At 60.8% G+C, this 15,577-nt stretch carries 16 protein-coding genes and 1 other RNA gene; 12 read left to right on the top strand and 5 right to left on the bottom strand.

The window, feature by feature from the left end; translation table 11 throughout:
• Positions 1–146: 146 nt before the first annotated feature.
• The 3 genes from CRO46_RS04190 (at position 147) to CRO46_RS04180 (ending at position 3,046) form a co-directional block, all read left to right on the top strand.
• Complete coding sequence (locus tag CRO46_RS04190) at positions 147–1,121, top strand: TRAP transporter substrate-binding protein (RefSeq protein WP_097105315.1); 975 nt, start codon at positions 147–149, stop codon at positions 1,119–1,121.
• 88 nt (positions 1,122–1,209) lie between these two features.
• Complete coding sequence (locus CRO46_RS04185; RefSeq protein WP_179758942.1) at positions 1,210–1,734, top strand: TRAP transporter small permease; 525 nt, start codon at positions 1,210–1,212, stop codon at positions 1,732–1,734.
• Between the two features lie 10 nt (positions 1,735–1,744).
• Entirely contained in the window at positions 1,745–3,046 is a 1,302-nt protein-coding gene (locus CRO46_RS04180) for a TRAP transporter large permease (RefSeq protein WP_097105311.1), read from the top strand.
• 22 nt (positions 3,047–3,068) lie between these two features.
• Here CRO46_RS04180 and CRO46_RS04175 read toward each other — a convergent pair whose 3' ends face one another.
• Entirely contained in the window at positions 3,069–3,632 is a 564-nt protein-coding gene (locus CRO46_RS04175) for a winged helix DNA-binding protein (RefSeq protein ID WP_097105309.1), read from the bottom strand.
• 210 nt (positions 3,633–3,842) lie between these two features.
• On the opposite strand from CRO46_RS04175, the gene CRO46_RS04170 reads away from it, so the two are divergent.
• A complete protein-coding gene (locus tag CRO46_RS04170; protein WP_097105307.1) occupies positions 3,843–4,829 on the top strand; it encodes an aldo/keto reductase in 987 nt (328 codons plus the stop codon).
• 10 nt (positions 4,830–4,839) lie between these two features.
• Here the strand turns inward: CRO46_RS04170 and CRO46_RS04165 are convergent, their stop codons facing one another.
• Positions 4,840–5,739, bottom strand: coding sequence for a DMT family transporter (locus CRO46_RS04165; RefSeq protein ID WP_097105306.1), 900 nt, complete (start codon positions 5,737–5,739; stop codon positions 4,840–4,842).
• 140 nt (positions 5,740–5,879) lie between these two features.
• Here CRO46_RS04165 and CRO46_RS04160 point away from each other — a divergent pair, with 140 nt between their 5' ends.
• The 5 genes from CRO46_RS04160 (at position 5,880) to CRO46_RS04140 (ending at position 9,602) form a co-directional block, all read left to right on the top strand.
• Positions 5,880–6,590, top strand: coding sequence for a J domain-containing protein (locus CRO46_RS04160; RefSeq protein ID WP_097105304.1), 711 nt, complete (start codon positions 5,880–5,882; stop codon positions 6,588–6,590).
• Positions 6,587–7,348 (top strand): N-acetylmuramoyl-L-alanine amidase, encoded by a 762-nt coding sequence (locus tag CRO46_RS04155; RefSeq protein WP_097105302.1) that lies wholly within the window; start codon positions 6,587–6,589, stop codon positions 7,346–7,348. Before CRO46_RS04160 ends, CRO46_RS04155 begins: the two co-directional genes overlap by 4 nt.
• 261 nt (positions 7,349–7,609) lie before the next feature.
• Positions 7,610–8,116, top strand: coding sequence for a lytic transglycosylase domain-containing protein (locus CRO46_RS04150; protein WP_097105300.1), 507 nt, complete (start codon positions 7,610–7,612; stop codon positions 8,114–8,116).
• A 211-nt stretch (positions 8,117–8,327) separates the two neighbouring features.
• Positions 8,328–8,765, top strand: an RNA gene (gene rnpB, locus CRO46_RS04145) — RNase P RNA component class A.
• 363 nt (positions 8,766–9,128) lie between these two features.
• Complete coding sequence (locus CRO46_RS04140) at positions 9,129–9,602, top strand: YciE/YciF ferroxidase family protein (protein WP_097105298.1); 474 nt, start codon at positions 9,129–9,131, stop codon at positions 9,600–9,602.
• Positions 9,603–9,688: 86 nt separating this feature from the next.
• Here CRO46_RS04140 and CRO46_RS04135 read toward each other — a convergent pair whose 3' ends face one another.
• Positions 9,689–10,093 (bottom strand): DUF427 domain-containing protein, encoded by a 405-nt coding sequence (locus CRO46_RS04135; RefSeq protein WP_097105297.1) that lies wholly within the window; start codon positions 10,091–10,093, stop codon positions 9,689–9,691.
• Positions 10,094–10,279: 186 nt separating this feature from the next.
• Between CRO46_RS04135 and CRO46_RS04130 the strand changes: the two genes are divergently transcribed.
• Positions 10,280–10,948 (top strand): 5-formyltetrahydrofolate cyclo-ligase, encoded by a 669-nt coding sequence (locus tag CRO46_RS04130; protein WP_097105295.1) that lies wholly within the window; start codon positions 10,280–10,282, stop codon positions 10,946–10,948.
• Positions 10,949–10,994: 46 nt separating this feature from the next.
• Here the strand turns inward: CRO46_RS04130 and CRO46_RS04125 are convergent, their stop codons facing one another.
• Both CRO46_RS04125 and CRO46_RS04120 read right to left on the bottom strand, forming a co-directional pair.
• A complete protein-coding gene (locus CRO46_RS04125; RefSeq protein WP_097105293.1) occupies positions 10,995–13,238 on the bottom strand; it encodes a xanthine dehydrogenase family protein molybdopterin-binding subunit in 2,244 nt (747 codons plus the stop codon).
• Position 13,239: 1 nt separating this feature from the next.
• The gene (locus CRO46_RS04120; RefSeq protein WP_097105291.1) at positions 13,240–13,698 is read right to left on the bottom strand and encodes a (2Fe-2S)-binding protein; all 459 of its coding nucleotides are present in this window, start codon (positions 13,696–13,698) and stop codon (positions 13,240–13,242) included.
• 142 nt (positions 13,699–13,840) lie between these two features.
• Here CRO46_RS04120 and CRO46_RS04115 point away from each other — a divergent pair, with 142 nt between their 5' ends.
• Complete coding sequence (locus CRO46_RS04115) at positions 13,841–14,404, top strand: TetR/AcrR family transcriptional regulator (protein WP_097105289.1); 564 nt, start codon at positions 13,841–13,843, stop codon at positions 14,402–14,404.
• 228 nt (positions 14,405–14,632) lie between these two features.
• A complete protein-coding gene (locus tag CRO46_RS04110; RefSeq protein ID WP_097106483.1) occupies positions 14,633–15,577 on the top strand; it encodes a TAXI family TRAP transporter solute-binding subunit in 945 nt (314 codons plus the stop codon).

The following is a 15,577-nucleotide window of genomic DNA, read 5'->3' as shown; positions in this document are numbered from 1 at the left end:
CCCGGCGTGCGGTGTGAATATTTGTATTGATCTTTTCACAAAACGCTGACAAATTGTCAACGTAACTTTTTTAGCCACGTTGGCCCGCAGTGACAGTGTCCAGCCATAAGGTCACGCCCTGCGTTCGAGCCCAGAGGAGAACACGCATGAGAACCCTTTTCGCCAAGACCCTCGTTGCCGGCCTGTTTGCCGCGACGTTTTCCACATCCGCCCTTACCGCCGACTGGGACATGCCGACGCCTTATCCGGATGCGACGTTCCACACGGTCAACATCAACCAGTTCGCAGACGACATCAGGAATGCCACCGATGGCGGCCTCAACATCACGGTTCACTCTGCCGGATCGCTGATCAAGCATGGCGAGATCAAGAACGCGGTCCGCGGTGGCCAGGTTCAGATCGGTGAGTTCTTCCTGTCGCTGCTGGCCAATGAAGATGCCGCCTATGGCGTTGATTCCCAGCCTTTCGTCGCCACCAGCTATGACGACGCAAAGAAATTGTGGGATGCGCAGAAGCCGGTGATCACCGAACTGCTGGCCAGGCAGAAGCTGGTGCCTCTCTATGCAGTGCCGTGGCCGCCCCAGGGGCTTTACACCAACAAGGAAATCGCAACCGTCGACGACCTCAAGGGGCTGAAGTTCCGCTCCTACAACGCCGCGCTGGAAAAGTTTGCCAGCCTCGCCGGCGCCGCGCCGACCCAGGTGGAGGTGCCGGACATTCCGCAGGCATTCTCGACCGGCCAGGTCGAAGCGATGATCACTTCGCCCTCGACCGGCGCCAACGGCAAGGCCTGGGACTATGTCTCCCACTACACGCCGATCAATGCCTGGGTTCCCAAGAACATCGTCGTTGTCAACAAGGCCGCGTTCGAAGCGCTTGACGAGGCGACGCGCTCCGCCGTGCTTGAAGCTGCCGCTGCTGCCGAGGCACGCGGCTGGGAGATGAGCATGAAGGAAACCGACGTACAGACCGCAGTTCTGAAAGAGAACGGCATGAGCGTGGTCGAGCCGAGCGCCGAGCTGCTGGAAGGGCTGATGAAGATCGGAGAACAGATGCAGGCGGAGTGGCAGGACAGCGCCTCCGAACAGGCCAAATCGATCGTCGCCGATTTCGCGAAGTGATTGACTGACATGCGCCGGTGGCCCCCGCCGGCGTTTCCTGTGTGAATGACATGGTGGCGCGGTCCTGTGTCACCCCCCGGAGGCGAATGTGCGCAAGCTCCTTGATGGTGTCTACATCGGCAGCGGATTGCTGTCGGCCGGGCTGATCGCCGCGATCTGCCTGCTGGTCACGGGCCAGGTCCTGCTGAACCTGATCACCAAGTTCGGGCCGTTCGATGTCAATCTGACCATTCCGTCCTATGCGGATTTCGCCGGTTACATGCTGGCGGCGTCGTCCTTCCTGGCGCTGGCCTATACGCTGACCCGCGGCGGCCACATACGGGTGACGATGCTGCTTAACACGGTGCCCGCGCGCCTGCGCCTGGTCTCGGAAGTGGCTTGCCTGGCCTTGGGGGCTGCGACTGCCGGCTTTGCCAGCTACTACATGTATCTGCTCACCCATGAATCGTTCGAGTTTGGCGATATGTCCTCGGGCATCATCGCCATCCCGCTTTATATTCCTCAATCGGTGGTCTGCGCCGGGCTCGTCATCCTCACAGGGGCGCTGATCGATCTGACGGTTCGGACCGTGCGCGCGGGCCGGCCGATGCTCATCCAGACAAGCACGGAGTGAGGCGGGGCTGATGTCGGATCTGGTTGCAATCTTCATTCTCTTTGCCACCCTGCTGGTGCTGCTGGGTGCCGGCGTCTGGGTGGCGTTCGCGCTGATGCTGACCGGCGCTCTTGGCATGCTGCTTCTGTCCAATGCGCCGATCGGCCCGATCCTTGCGACCACGCTGTGGGGGCACAGCACCTCCTGGGCGTTGGCTGCGCTGCCGATGTTCATCCTGATGGGCGAGATCCTGCTGCGCTCGCGGCTGTCACAGGACATGTTTACCGGATTGTCACCGTGGCTGAGGCGGCTGCCGGGGCGGCTGCTGCACGTGAATGTGTTCGGCTGCGCGATCTTTGCCGCGGTGTCGGGTTCCTCTGCGGCGACGGCTGCGACCATCGGCAAGATGTCGGTGCCTGAACTGAAAGAACGCGGCTATCCGACAAACATGGTGCTTGGCACCCTGGCCGGATCGGCAACACTCGGACTGCTGATCCCGCCGTCGATCATTCTCATCGTCTACGGCGTCGCCACCGAGCAATCGATCGCACGGCTGTTCGTGGCCGGCATCCTGCCGGGACTGATGCTTGTCGCGATGTTCTCGGCCTATGTCATTGGCTATGCGTTGCTGTTTCCCTCGCGCATCCCCGGGGATGAGGAAGACATGCCGCTCATGGACAGGATCAGGGCCTCGGGCCGGCTGGTGCCGGTCTTGCTGCTGATTGCCGGGGTGATCGGATCGATCTATCTCGGTATTGCCTCGCCCACCGACGCGGCAGCCGTCGGCGTGGTGCTGTCGGTGGTGCTGGCCTGGGCCAACGGGTCGCTGTCCTGGGCCATGCTGCGCGACAGCCTGATGGGGGCCACCGTCACGTCCTGCATGATCGCCTTCATTCTCGTTGGTGCGGCGTTCCTGTCAGTCTCCATGGGATTCACGGGCATTCCGCGGCATCTGGCGGCCTGGATCGCCGAGATGCAGCTCTCGCCCTATGCGCTGCTGGCGGCGCTGACGGTGCTGTTCGTCGTGCTTGGCTGTTTCCTCGACGGGATTTCGGTGGTGGTGCTGACCACCTCGATCATCATGCCGATGATTCTCGAAGCCGGAATCGATCCGCTCTGGTTCGGCATCTACCTGGTGATCGTCGTCGAGATGTCGCAGATCACACCGCCGGTAGGGTTCAACCTGTTCGTCATCCAGGGGCTGACCGGGTTTGACATCCTGCGCGTTGCCAGGGCGGCACTGCCGTTCTTCCTGCTGTTGTTGCTGGCGGTGGCGCTGATCACCGTGTTTCCGGGCATTGCCACCTATCTGCCGTCACTGATGGGCAATTGAGGCTGGCGCCGGATTCTCGGGGTCAGAGCGAACTGGCGGCGCGCGATGCCTGGTCATAGAGGCCTGATAGGGTGCGCAGCACCGTTGCGGTCTCATGCAGATCCTTGGGCATGTTCTCGATGTGCTTGAGGCTTTCGACCAGACATTGCTCGCGGACTTCGCGGTACTTGTCGCACAAGGCGCTTCCCTGTTCGGTGACGCTGTAAAACAGTTCCTTTCCGACCTTTTCGCCCTCGATCAGCTTTGCCTTCTGAAGCTTCTTCAGCGCGTAGTTGACGGTGTGGGTGTCTTCGATGTTGAGCTGAAAGCAGATATCGGACAACCGCTTCTTGCGGCTGCGGTGATAGATGTGATGCAGCACCAGGATTTCCAGCGTGGTCAGGCCGCTGTAACCGGCGGCCACGGTGCAGCGCCCCATCCAGCGGGCGAAGCCGTTATAGGCGAGGATCAGGCCATATTCGAATTCGGAGGAGGGCCAGCCCTCCTCGGTTGCCAGATGCCGGGAGGAGACAATCATGTCGCGAGGCTTCGCTGGCATGTCGTGAGGCTTTGCTGGCGTATCCTGCGGGTTTTTCTGATCGGACATGGCAGTTTTCCTTTTCGAGACACCTCAATTTTGCAGATAAATTATAAGCGATTATCCGCCGGATTGTGAATGACCTAATCGCCACCATGGGAGGGTCCGGCTGTTCGCGGGCCCGGTGCTGGTTGTGCGTTCCACTATTGACCGTCGACAGGCTGGATGCCTATCGTCACGGCTCTTTTCAATCTCGTATCAGAAGTGGGGACGCGGCGGATGGATTATGTCAGACTGGGAAAGACAGGGCTCAAGGTCTCGCGGCTCTGCCTCGGATGCATGAGTTTCGGCACGCCGGGCGGTCCGACGCATCCCTGGGTGATTACCGAAGAAGAGGCGCAGCCGTTTTTCCGCAAGGCGGTGGAAAGCGGGATCAACTTCTATGACACCGCCAACCACTATAATTTCGGCGATTCCGAAGAGATCACCGGCAGGGCGCTGAAGACCTATGCACGACGCGACGAGGTCGTGGTGGCGACCAAGGTGGGTCTCAAGATGAGCGAAGGACGCCCCAATGATCGCGGGTTGTCGCGCAAGCACATTTTTGACCAGATCGACCAGTCGCTGGCCCGCCTCGGCATGGATTATGTCGATGTTCTCTATGTTCACCGGCTCGACCCCGACACCGAGAACGAGGAAATGCTCGATGCACTCGAAGCGGTGATTCAGGCCGGCAAGGTGCGCTATATCGCGGCGTCATCGATGTGGGCCTGGCAGTTTGCCAAGCTCAGGGAAATGCAGAAGGCGAGAGGCTACCAGCAATTCGTCGCCATGCAGAATTTCTACAATCTGGCCTATCGCGAGGAAGAGCGCGAGATGATGCCCTATTGCGCCTCTGAAGGCGTCGGCGTGGTGCCGTGGTCGCCGATCGCGCGCGGCTTTCTGGCTGGCAACCGGCCGAAAGAGGGCGAGGCGACCAGGCGGGGCTCGACCGACAAGATGGCACAGGGCTATTTCGGCTCGGCCCAGGACTATGCGATCCTGGCGCGGGTGGAAAAGGTCGCCGCCAAGCTCGGCGTCAAGCCGGCACAGGTGGCCTATGCCTGGGTGCTTTCAAAGCCCTACGTCACATCCCCGATCGTGGGTGCGACGAAGATCGGCCAGCTCGAGGAAGCCATCGGCGCCCTCGAAGTGAAGCTCGACGCAGCATCGATCCGGCTGCTCGAAGGACCTTACAAGCCACGCGCGGTGGCAGGACACAGCTAGGTAACGGGCATTACCCCACCTTGGCCTTGCGGCCGCACCAGACAACGACGCCGACTGCTATGGCGAAACCGAGCATTACCGGGGTGACGGTTTCGCCCAGCAGCAACGCCGAGAGGCCGAGGGTGACGAAGCTTTGCAGCAACTGTACCTGGCCGACCCGCGCGATGCCGCCGATCGCCATGCCCCAGTTCCAGAAGATGAAACCGGCAAACATCGAGCCGAGCGACAGATAGGCCAGCGCCATCAAGGCGCCATTACCCGGTTGGCTGATGCCGGAATTCCAGGTCAGAGCGGTACCGGCAAGCGATATTGGGGCCGTGACAATCAGCGCCCAGCTGATTACCTCCCAGCCCGGACGGGTGCGGGCGAGCTTGCCGGAAATGACGTAGCCGCAGGAGGCCGAAAGTGCCGCGCAGGCGAGCCAGATATCGCCGATACCGGGTTCGATGTCGGCGCCTGACAGCGAGAAGATCAGCACGAGAACGGCGCCGGTGATGCTCCAGCCCCAGAAGGCAAGCCCGGGACGCTCACCGCCGAACAGGGCTGCGAAAGTGGCGGTCATCAATGGCAGCACACCGAGCACGACACCGCCATGCGAAGCCGGCACTGTCTGCATGGCGACGCTGGAAAAGCCGGGGAAACCATAGATCAGCAGGACTCCGGCAATGAAAAGCGGCAGCGCGTGTTGGCGGGGAAACCGCTTTCTGAGCACAAGCAGCGTTAGAGCCGCCACGGTGGCGGCGATGGCTGCACGGGAAAAGGTGATGAAGGCCGGCGAAAACCCCTCCAGTGCGATACGGGTCGCAGGCAGGGTGGCACCGAAAATGGCGATGCCGACAAAGCCGATGGCCATGCCGGCAAGCGGGCGTGCGGGAGCGGGAGAAACGGGTGGAACAGCGGTATCGGTCATTCAGACGGCATAAGCCAGCCGCGCTGGCCGGTCCAACGAATTCAGACGATGGAACCGATCGCTACAGGAAATGGTTCGTTCACCCGATTGTGCACTGCGCCATACTCGATTTTTGAGACCAGATCGATTAAGACCAAATCATGTCTATGTTCAGCCGCCTGTTTGACGCCATTGGCGAAACCGCCACCACCGCCTTTTCCGGCGTGGTCGAAGCCATTCGTACCGCATTTGCCGGCGATCCGGAAACACGCCGCAAGGTGGCGTTTTCGGTCGCGGTGATTGCGCTTTCGGCGAAAATGGCCAAGGCGGATGGGATCGTGGCTCCGGAAGAGGTGCGTGCATTCCAGGAAATTTTCGCCATTCCGGAAGCCGAGGCCAGTAACGTCTCGCGGCTTTACAATCTGGCCAAGCAGGATGTTGCCGGTTACGAGGCCTATGCCCAGCGGGTGGCCGGCATGTGCGGCTCCGGCGAGAACAATTGCGCCATGCTCGAGGATGTGCTCGATGGCCTGTTCCACATTGCCAAGGCCGACGGTCTGATCCACCACAAGGAGCTCGAATTCCTCGCCAATGTGGCCGAAATCTTCCACATCGACGAGGCCTATTTCGAACGCATCATGGCGCGGCATGTGCACCCCGACGGGATCAATCCCTACGCGGTGCTGGGACTGCCCGAGACCACCCCGTTCGACGAAGTCAAGAAGCGCTACCGGGTGCTTGCCGCCGAGAGCCATCCCGACCGGCTGCGCGCGCGCGGTGTTCCCGAGGAATTCCTCACCATTGCCAATGACCGCATGGCGGCACTCAATGACGCCTTTTCGGTCATCGAAAAAGCCCGTGCCGCCGCATGAGTGCCTTTGACCCCGATTACAAGAACGCCCGCGTACGGCCGTCCCCCAATCATGGCGAGCGCAAGGACGGGCGGAAGCCGGACATGCTGATCCTGCATTATACCGGAATGCCGTCGGCATCGGCGGCGCTCGACTGGCTTTGCACCGAAGAGAGCCAGGTCTCGTCGCATTATTTTGTCGATGAAGAGGGTGTTGTCACTCAATTGCTTCCCGAAAGCGTCCGCGGCTGGCATGCGGGACAGAGCTCGTGGAAGGGTGAGACGGACATCAACTCGGCCTCGATCGGCATCGAAATCGCCAATCCGGGGCATCCCGCAGGATCGCCACCGTTCGAGGAGGCGCAGATCGAGGCAGTGATCCCGCTTTGCCGGGACATTATCGCTCGCCGCGGCATTCCCGCCGAGCGGGTGCTTGCGCACTCGGACGTGGCGCCGATGCGCAAACAGGATCCGGGCGAGAAGTTCCCGTGGGACCGGCTGCACAAGGAAGGAATCGGCCACTGGGTCGAGCCGCTTCCGGTGGGTGGAGGCCGGTTCTTCCAGGAAGGCGATGCGGGAGAGCCGGTGGAAGCGCTGCAGACCATGCTGGCGCTTTATGGCTACGATGTGCAGGTGGATGGCATCTTCAGCGCCGGGACGGCAGCGGCAATCCGGGCGTTCCAGCGGCATTTCCGTCCGGCACGGGTCGATGGCATTGCAGATGCCTCGACCATCGGCACCCTGCACCAGTTGCTCACCGCGCTGCCGACCGTGGCCTGACACGGGTGGCAAAAACGTTTCGATAAGCAAATCTGTCAAACTGTTACAGAGTGAAACGCAAGTTTATTGCGACGCAGCAATTTGGGGGTTGCCGGTCATAAATCGGCCCGGGTCTGCCCCCATTGGGATGTCTTCACACACGGAGCGGGTTTTGGCGATTGGTCAACCGCTTGTCCGCAATGACATGCAACGCGCCAAGGGGGTTTGCCCCGTCACCGTCGATGAACGGATGGGCACGGCGCCATCGGAGTAAATTACAATATGCGTCCTATCTTCTCGGCTGCTGCTGCGGCCTTGCTCTCGTTTGCACTCTCTGGTTGCAGCGCAACTTCGAAAGAAATCACCGGTTCGATTTCCAGCAGCGAGATCAAGAGCTCCAGCATGAGCTTTGGTTATTCGTCGCGACCGCATGGAGAGCTAATCTCGAAATACGCAAAAAAACACGGCGTACCGGAATCCCTCGCGCATGCCGTGGTTACCGTCGAGAGCAACTATCGGGCAAACGCCCGTGGTGCGGCCGGTGAAGTCGGCCTCATGCAGATCAAGCCGGCGACTGCCCGAATGATGGGCTACAAGGGTTCGACCAAGGCGCTGTATGATCCGGAGACCAACATCAAATACGGCATGAAGTATCTCGCAAAAGCGCACCAGCTGGGTGGCGGCACCACCTGCGGCACAATTCTGAAATACAATGCCGGGCATGGAGCCAAGCGGATGAACCCTATCTCCAAGCGCTACTGCGGCAAGGTTGCCAAGCTAATGAAATAATGTCGGAGGCGAACCTACTTTCATCAGCCTGGCAGATCGGAAACGCCGCTGACCGTAAAAGGTTCCCAGAAAAACGAAAGATTTTTGCGGTCGCCTAAATGGCGGCCGTTTTGCATTTTGCGGACATGGATTCCGTCCCGCTGACCAGGTCGCTTCGGCCAGGGTGGCATTTGTCTGGTCATCGCCCGCGTCATGGTCTAAGAGGAGCGCGCCAGTCGGCCGGGCAGCCGCGCCCTGCAACGTCGAAAGACAGCAGGGGGAGGAAAGTCCGGGCTCCACGGATAAACGGTGCCGGATAACATCCGGCGGGGGCGACCCCAGGGAAAGTGCCACAGAAAGCAAACCGCCCCGCCTTCTGATCGCCGGTGCCTGATTCAAGGTTTGGGCGATGAGATGGCGGGGTAAGGGTGAAAGGGTGGGGTAAGAGCCCACCGCGCGACCGGCAACGGAAGCGGCACGGCAAACCCCACCGGGAGCAAGACCGAATAGGGATGACACAGGGTGCGAGCCCGGCCCTTTTTCCGGGGTTGATCATCCGGGTAGGTTGCTTGAGGTGCGCGGCAACGCGTATCCCAGAGGAATGGCTGCCACGTTTTGGCCCGCAAGGGCCAGAGCCATACAGAACCCGGCTTACAGGCCGGCTGGCATTTCCAGCTTTGACCGCGTTATTCGGATGGGGATCTCACCGTCAGACCACGGGCCGTGTGCGTGGCGGGGGCTGCCGGTTTCTACTCGCAAGCTGGAGGCAGCCCGGATTGTCCGCATTGACCGCATGCGCTCCCGGTTCCCTGCCTTAATCCAGACGCTGCAGGAGCTGGTCATGGCCCGGCACAGGGGCTCGGGATATGGCGACGATCTGCCTCGCGGTCCGGGAACCAATTGCTGCCGGCCTCGTTGAGGCGCGGGCGGAACGAGAGACCCCTCCCGGCCGCCTGTCCAGGGTCCTTCCAACCCCTGCACACCCAATCCTGTAGACCACTCATCATTGCCATTTTTCAAAAGGAAACGTGCCATGAAAACCCTGTCGGACGCCTTTGAACATACACTGCAAGACATCTACTATGCCGAGAATGCGCTGGTGAAAGCGCTGCCGAAAGTCCAGCAAGCCGCCAATGGCAAGAAACTCAAGGATGCGATCGGTGAGCATCTGGAAGAAACCAAGGGCCAGATCAAGACACTGGAAAAGGTGTTCAAGTCGATCGGCAAGAAGGCCTCGGGCGAGAAATGCGACGCCATCGAGGGTCTGATCAAGGAAACCGACGGCATCATCGAGGAGGCAAGCGGTGTTGCCAAGAATGCGGCGTTGATCGCCGCCGCCCAGGCCGTCGAGCATTACGAAATCGCCCGCTACGGCACTTTGCGTGAATGGGCCAAGGTGCTCGGTCACTCGGAAGCGCATGATCTTCTGACCGGGATTCTCGACCAGGAAAAAGCCGCCAACGGCAAGCTGACCAATCTCGCGGTGTCCTCAGTCAACGAAGAATAGGTGCTCGCAAGACATGGTCTGAGAGCGACCGGTGATCGGGAGGGCCGGGCATGCCGGCTCTTCCGTTCTTGCTGGCTGTCGGGGTGTCAGTCGCCTTCGGTGATCCTGATCTTGTCCGGCCAGAAGGCGAAGTGCCCCGCGAGTTGGCTCGAAACCTCTAGCGGGCGGTCATAGGTCCAGCCGATCTCCTCGCCGTTGAAAGTGACGTAGCTGGCGTCTCCCTTGAGCGGGCAATGGGTGGATTTGTCGACGGGGTCCAATGTGGCCAGTACATCGGTCGCGGGAACGTAGATTGCAGGATCGTAGAGCGATTTTCCCATTTCCATGACCCGAAGCGCTTTCTGTGTCTGCGCAATCAAGATACCGCCGACATGGACACGTATGGTTCGTTTGACCGGTCTGACGACCATCAGGTGGTTCGGGTTCGACGGGCTTCGGAGCGCGCCTTCGAGCTTCGGGAAGCCGGAGTCGTCTGCATCTGATGTCGGCATCTTGTCACCCGTTCTCACAGCTTGAGGCCGAAGAGCGGCCTTGTCGCATTCTAGTCCCGAAGCGTCCAGTTTGATACCGGCGGCAACACCGTTGCCAACATGTGCGAGGCCGGGCGTTTTCAGCGGGACAGTGCATGACGCAATCAGGCGGGTACCTGCACCGGGGCGTGGTGTTAACCTTGTTTCATGAGCGACGATGAGGAAGATGAACTGCCGGGATCGCCGGTGTGTTTTGCAGAGATGCTGGTCGATGGCCATGTCATCGATCCGCAGACATGGAAGGACGTCTCAGTGTTTCGCAAGGCCGAACGGGCGCGGCTCTACGCGGCCCGGCAGGCGCTGGCGGTGGATGAGCGCACGGCAATGGTGGCGCGAATTTCAGCACGGCTGACTGAAATCCTCGGCGATGTGTCCGGCAAGGCCATCGCCGCGTACTGGCCGATTCGTGGCGAGATCAATTTGCGGCCATGGATGGTAGAAGCCAGCAATCGGGGCGCGCGAATCTGCCTGCCGGTGGTGATCGAAAAGGATCAGCCGGTGGAGTTTCACCGTTGGGAACCCGGCAGCGCGATGGCCAAAGGCATCTGGAACATTCCGGTGCCTGCAGATGCGGTTCCGGTTGAGCCGGATGTTGTGATCGTGCCGCTGCTCGGGGTGGACGAGGTCGGCTACCGGCTCGGCAATGGCGGCGGCTATTACGACCGGACACTGGCGCGGCTGCCCGGTGATCTCCTTACCATCGGTGTCGGCCAGGCATTCGCCCGGATGAAGACGATCTTCCCAATGCCGTGGGATATCCCGATGAAGCAGGTCGTGCTCGGCGATGGCTCAGTGATCGATCATGGGGCAAAGTGACGATACCGCCCGGCGCCTGGCGCCGGACGGTGTTGTTGTGTGATGCTCAGACGAAATCGACGAACTTGTTGAATGGCATTTCCCGCAAGCGGGTTCCGGTCGCAGCGAAAATCGCACCAGCAAGGGCCGCAGCAGCCGGCGGGACCGGGGGTTCGCCGATTCCCAGCACCTTGCCGCCGTTTTCCAGGCCGCGCACTTCGATCTCGGGACACTGATACATCCGCATTCCCTGGAAGCTGTCGAAGTTGTTCTGGTCGGCGATGCCGTCGGTGTAGGTGATTTCGCAGTTCATGGCGTGGCCGAGCGCGAAAATGACACCGCCCTTGACCAGATTGTCGAAATTGACCGGATCGACCACGGTGCCGACTTCGGCTGCGACATAGACCTTGTCGATCCTGATGCCGTCCTCGGTGCTGGTGACTTCAATCACCTCGGCGCAATGAACGCCAAAGGACTGGGTCAGAGCGACGCCGCGGCCGCGGCCCTTGCCAAGCACGCCATCCCAGCCTGACATTTCTCCGACAGCCTCTAGCACCTTGCGGGCCTCCGGAATGGAGCACAGGCGCAGGCGTTCTTCCAGCGGATCCGCTCCCGCGGCATGGATCAGCTCGTCGAGACCGGCATTGTAGAAAAAGCCATTCGAGGATGCGCCAACCGAGCGCCAGGAACTGATCGGAGCCAGCTCCGGCGCGCGGTAGCCGGTAACGCGATGATTGGGGATGGCGAAAGGCTGATCCCAGGCGCCAGCGACAATCTGGCTGTCGGGGCCGGGGACGGACATGCCCTGGCGGCTCATCTGCGAAACCACGACCGAAGGCATCGCGATGCCGAGATCATAGGTTTCAACCCGGCCGTTGCGCACCGTACCCCGCATCCGCGCCATGGCGATCTGGCGGGCAAAATCATGGCTCAGGTCTTCTTCGCGCGAATAGGTGAGCTTGACCGGGGTGCCCTTCATCTGGACGGCGATTTCGGCCGCCTGCTTGACCACCTGGTCCTCCAGCCGGTGGCCGAAGCTGCCGCCCATATAGAGCACATGCACGGACACGTTTTCCGGATCGATACCGGCAATCCTGCCGACATTGTTCTGGATGAAACGCGGCACCTGGGTGCCGGTCCAGACCTCGGCACTGTCATCATCGACACGAACGATGGCGTTGATCGGCTCAAGCGGCGCATGGGCGAGGTAGGGAGCGCGGTACTCGGCCTTGAGGATTTCTCCGGTTTCAGCGATCGCAATTTCGACGTCGCCGTCATCGCGCTTGCGGCTGTCCTGAAAGTCATCTGCAAAACTGGCAGAAAGCGCCTGCCAGTGTTCGTCCATCGTCGGCGGGAAGGGGGCAGGTCCCCATTCTGCCTCGACCATTTCGGCAGCCTGAAAAGCGCGCCAGGTGTTGTCGGCAATCACCGCAAAGCCGCCGGTGATTTTGACCACGTCCTTGACGCCGCGCATTTTCAGCGCCTCGGTGGCATCGAAGCCGACCAGCGGGCCGGACTGGGCCGGATTGAGCTTGATCGCCGCATGCACCATCCCGTCGACCCTGTGGTCGATGCCGTAAACCTGTGTGCCGGTGGACTTGGCGACCACATCGAGGCGCTGCATCGGCTTGCCGATGAGGCGCCATTCCGACGGTGCGCGCAACGCGACGTCCTGTGGCGGTTCGATGCTTGCTGCCCGCGACGCCAGCTCGGCATAGGTCAAAGACGTGCCATCAGGCAGCAGAACGGCGCCGGCTCTGGTTTGCAGTTCGCCGACTGGGACGCCGGTTTTTTGCGCAGCGGCGAGCTTGAGGGTTTCGCGGGCCACGGCACCGGCCTGGCGCAACTTGATGAAACCGTCGGGAACCGTGGTCGAGCCGCCGGTGATCTGCATTCCGGTCAGCTTCATCACGGCGGAGAGAACGCCGTAGGCCGCATCGTTGCCGATGCCGTCGCCCGGCGCCATGAACTGGGCTGCCTCGTCGGCAAGCGCCGTGTTCCAGTAGGCGGGCGAAGGCGGGCCGGGATCGACCTTGACCTGATCGAGGTCGACATCAAGTTCTTCAGCGATCAGGGCTGCCTGCACCGAATAGGCGCCCTGGCCCTTGTCGGCGCGCGGAGTGATCAGCGTCACGCCGTCCGCATCGATACGGACGTAAGGCGTGATGGCGGCTTCGCCGTCGCCGAGATCCGCCAGAAGCGGATTGGCGTGCGGCTTTTTCACCATGTAGGCGCCGAACGCGACGCCACCGGCAACCGCTACGGAGCCGACCAGGAAGGCGCGGCGGGTAAATGTCTTGAGACGGCCCATTTCAAACGCTCCGGATGGTTCTGGCGGCGGTCTTCACCGCTTCGCGAATGCGGGGGTAGGTGCCGCAGCGGCAGAGATTTCCGCTCATGGCGTCGTCGATGTCCTCGTCGCTGGGGTTCGGGTTTTCGGCGAGAAGGGCTGCGGCGGACATGATCTGGCCAGACTGGCAGTAGCCGCATTGGGCAACCTGATGCTCGATCCAGGCGGCCTGCACGGCGTGCAGCGCATCCGGATTGCCAAGGCCGTTGATGGTGGTCACCTCGCCTTCGACATCGCCCACCCATTGCTGACAGGAGCGGGTTGCCACACCGTCGATATGGACCGTGCAGGCGCCGCACTGGGCTATGCCGCAACCATATTTCACTCCGGTGATGCCCAGTTCATCACGCAAGACCCACAACAGCGGCATGTCGGGTTCGACATCGACCTCGTGAATTTTTCCGTCTACGGTAAGTCTCATCGGCGTCTCTCCAACAGCAACAGTGATCGTTAAAAAAGGTGTATCGACATGCGGACATGGCCAAATGGGTGGCAAATCGTCCCGGTTTCACGCTAGGTGGGAAATTATTTTACATTTATACAAGAAATGTCAAGTTGATTAGATGAACGATCGCGATCAAAAGATTCTCGACGCCGCAATTGACGTCTGCTCCCGCTATGGTGTGCGCAAGACCACGATGGGCGACATTGCAGCGCAAGCCGGCATTTCGCGGCCGACGCTCTATGCGCGCTTTTCCAACAAGGAAGAGGTCATGTTGGCGGCGATGCAGCTGGTCTCGGACCGGGTGGTGGACGAGGTGACACGAGCCTGGCAGGCAGCCATGACAATCAGCGAACGCATTGATGTTTTCCTTGAGTGCGCCATCGTCCGGTTCTTCGACCAGATCAAGCAGATGCCGGATTCCAGCGATCTCATGGCCGGCTACTGGCAGCAGGGGACCGGCGCGCAATTCGCATTCGAGCAAGGCAAGATCGATTTGCTCGTCACGCTCTTTGGAGAGCGCAGGGAAGCGCTTGCGGCAAAGGGCTGCTCTCCCGCCCAGCTGGCCGAATTCTTCTATGCCAGCTCATCGAGTTTCAAGTTCACCGCGCATGATGGCGCCCACCTCGAAAGCCTGCTTGCGACTCTGAAGCGAACCACCTTGGTGATGCTGGACGAGGTGTAGGGCGTGCTTCCGGTTGGCGACGAGCGTTGCTCAGCGTCGATCCACACCGATGCGGCGGGTGTCTCCCCCTGAGCAACATTGGTTGCGCGCTTGGCCGCCGTGTGGTTCAGGCCGGTGGAAACAGGCGTTATTTGCAAATTGCGATTCCATTTCTTTCATGCGAAGACAACAGATCAGGAGCACTTTCCGTATTCACATGCTGTTGGGAGAAAGCAATTGAAAAACAACATGATCGTTCTCGCGCTGGGGCTTTGCGCCAGTCTTGTTGCCTCGAGTGCGCTGGCTGAGACGCGCATCACCTACAAATCCGCGAAAACCGGATCGTCCTACTACCAGATGGGCGTACAGCTGGCGGAGGCAATGAAGGCCGGCACCAATGGCGACATCATTGTTACGGTGGAGGAGAGCCAGGGCTCGGTCCAGAATGTGATGGAAGCCAAAGCGCGCGGTGGCGATTACGTTTTCACCACGCCTCCGGCGCTGATCGGCCTGGCGCAGTCCGGCAAGGCCATGTTCGAGGGCAAGGGCGATCCGAAATTCGACGAGATCCGGGCCCTGTTTCCAATCCCGTCGCTGACCATGCATTTTGTCATGTCGGCTGACAGCGGCGTGACCGATTTTGCCGGCATGGAAGGCAAGACAATCCTGCTCGGAAAGGGCTCCTTCGGCGCCAGCGAAGGCGAAAAATACCTCAAGCTGTTTGGCCTCGAAGGCAAGGTCAATCTTGCCGAGGTCGAGCTGTCCAATGCTGTTCCAGCGCTCAAGAACGGCCAGATTGACGGTTTTGTCACCGCCGGTTCCTGGCCCGCTCCGAATGTTATCGAGGCGGCGGCTTCGGCCGACGTCGTGGTGTTGTCCATGAGCGACGAACAGATCGCTCAGTCAAAGCGCTCGAAGCTGGTCATTCCGGCCGGAACCTACGGCGGCCAGGACGCCGATATCACAACCACCTCGCTGCCGGTCGCCGCCTTCACCACCACGGCGATGAGCGACGATGCGGCCTATGAGCTGACCAAGACCTTCTGGGAAAGCAAGGCGGCCATGGCTGAGGACGCGCCGTGGTGGAAGGGTGTCGATGCGGGGCTGATGGCCAACATCAACACCAAACTGCATCCAGGTGCGATCCGTTACTACAACGAAGTCGGGGTCGAGCTGACCGCCGAGCAGCAGTAA

This window comes from Parahoeflea halophila (genome assembly GCF_900220985.1).
In the GTDB taxonomy this organism is placed as follows: Bacteria; Pseudomonadota; Alphaproteobacteria; order Rhizobiales; family Rhizobiaceae; genus Hoeflea; species Hoeflea halophila.
This window is presented reverse-complemented; position numbering and strand designations above follow the sequence as displayed.

What these genes read in the sequence shown, in the direction of transcription:
- CRO46_RS04190 (WP_097105315.1), top strand. Translation starts at nt 147, where the DNA reads ATGAGAACCCTTTTCGCCAAGACCCTCGTTGCCGGCCTGTTTGCCGCG.
- CRO46_RS04180 (WP_097105311.1), top strand. Translation starts at nt 1,745, where the DNA reads ATGTCGGATCTGGTTGCAATCTTCATTCTCTTTGCCACCCTGCTGGTG.
- CRO46_RS04175 (WP_097105309.1), bottom strand. Translation starts at nt 3,632, where the DNA reads ATGTCCGATCAGAAAAACCCGCAGGATACGCCAGCAAAGCCTCACGAC.
- CRO46_RS04170 (WP_097105307.1), top strand. Translation starts at nt 3,843, where the DNA reads ATGGATTATGTCAGACTGGGAAAGACAGGGCTCAAGGTCTCGCGGCTC.
- CRO46_RS04165 (WP_097105306.1), bottom strand. Translation starts at nt 5,739, where the DNA reads ATGACCGATACCGCTGTTCCACCCGTTTCTCCCGCTCCCGCACGCCCG.
- CRO46_RS04160 (WP_097105304.1), top strand. Translation starts at nt 5,880, where the DNA reads ATGTCTATGTTCAGCCGCCTGTTTGACGCCATTGGCGAAACCGCCACC.
- CRO46_RS04155 (WP_097105302.1), top strand. Translation starts at nt 6,587, where the DNA reads ATGAGTGCCTTTGACCCCGATTACAAGAACGCCCGCGTACGGCCGTCC.
- CRO46_RS04150 (WP_097105300.1), top strand. Translation starts at nt 7,610, where the DNA reads ATGCGTCCTATCTTCTCGGCTGCTGCTGCGGCCTTGCTCTCGTTTGCA.
- CRO46_RS04140 (WP_097105298.1), top strand. Translation starts at nt 9,129, where the DNA reads ATGAAAACCCTGTCGGACGCCTTTGAACATACACTGCAAGACATCTAC.
- CRO46_RS04135 (WP_097105297.1), bottom strand. Translation starts at nt 10,093, where the DNA reads ATGCCGACATCAGATGCAGACGACTCCGGCTTCCCGAAGCTCGAAGGC.
- CRO46_RS04130 (WP_097105295.1), top strand. Translation starts at nt 10,280, where the DNA reads ATGAGCGACGATGAGGAAGATGAACTGCCGGGATCGCCGGTGTGTTTT.
- CRO46_RS04125 (WP_097105293.1), bottom strand. Translation starts at nt 13,238, where the DNA reads ATGGGCCGTCTCAAGACATTTACCCGCCGCGCCTTCCTGGTCGGCTCC.
- CRO46_RS04120 (WP_097105291.1), bottom strand. Translation starts at nt 13,698, where the DNA reads ATGAGACTTACCGTAGACGGAAAAATTCACGAGGTCGATGTCGAACCC.
- CRO46_RS04115 (WP_097105289.1), top strand. Translation starts at nt 13,841, where the DNA reads ATGAACGATCGCGATCAAAAGATTCTCGACGCCGCAATTGACGTCTGC.
- CRO46_RS04110 (WP_097106483.1), top strand. Translation starts at nt 14,633, where the DNA reads ATGATCGTTCTCGCGCTGGGGCTTTGCGCCAGTCTTGTTGCCTCGAGT.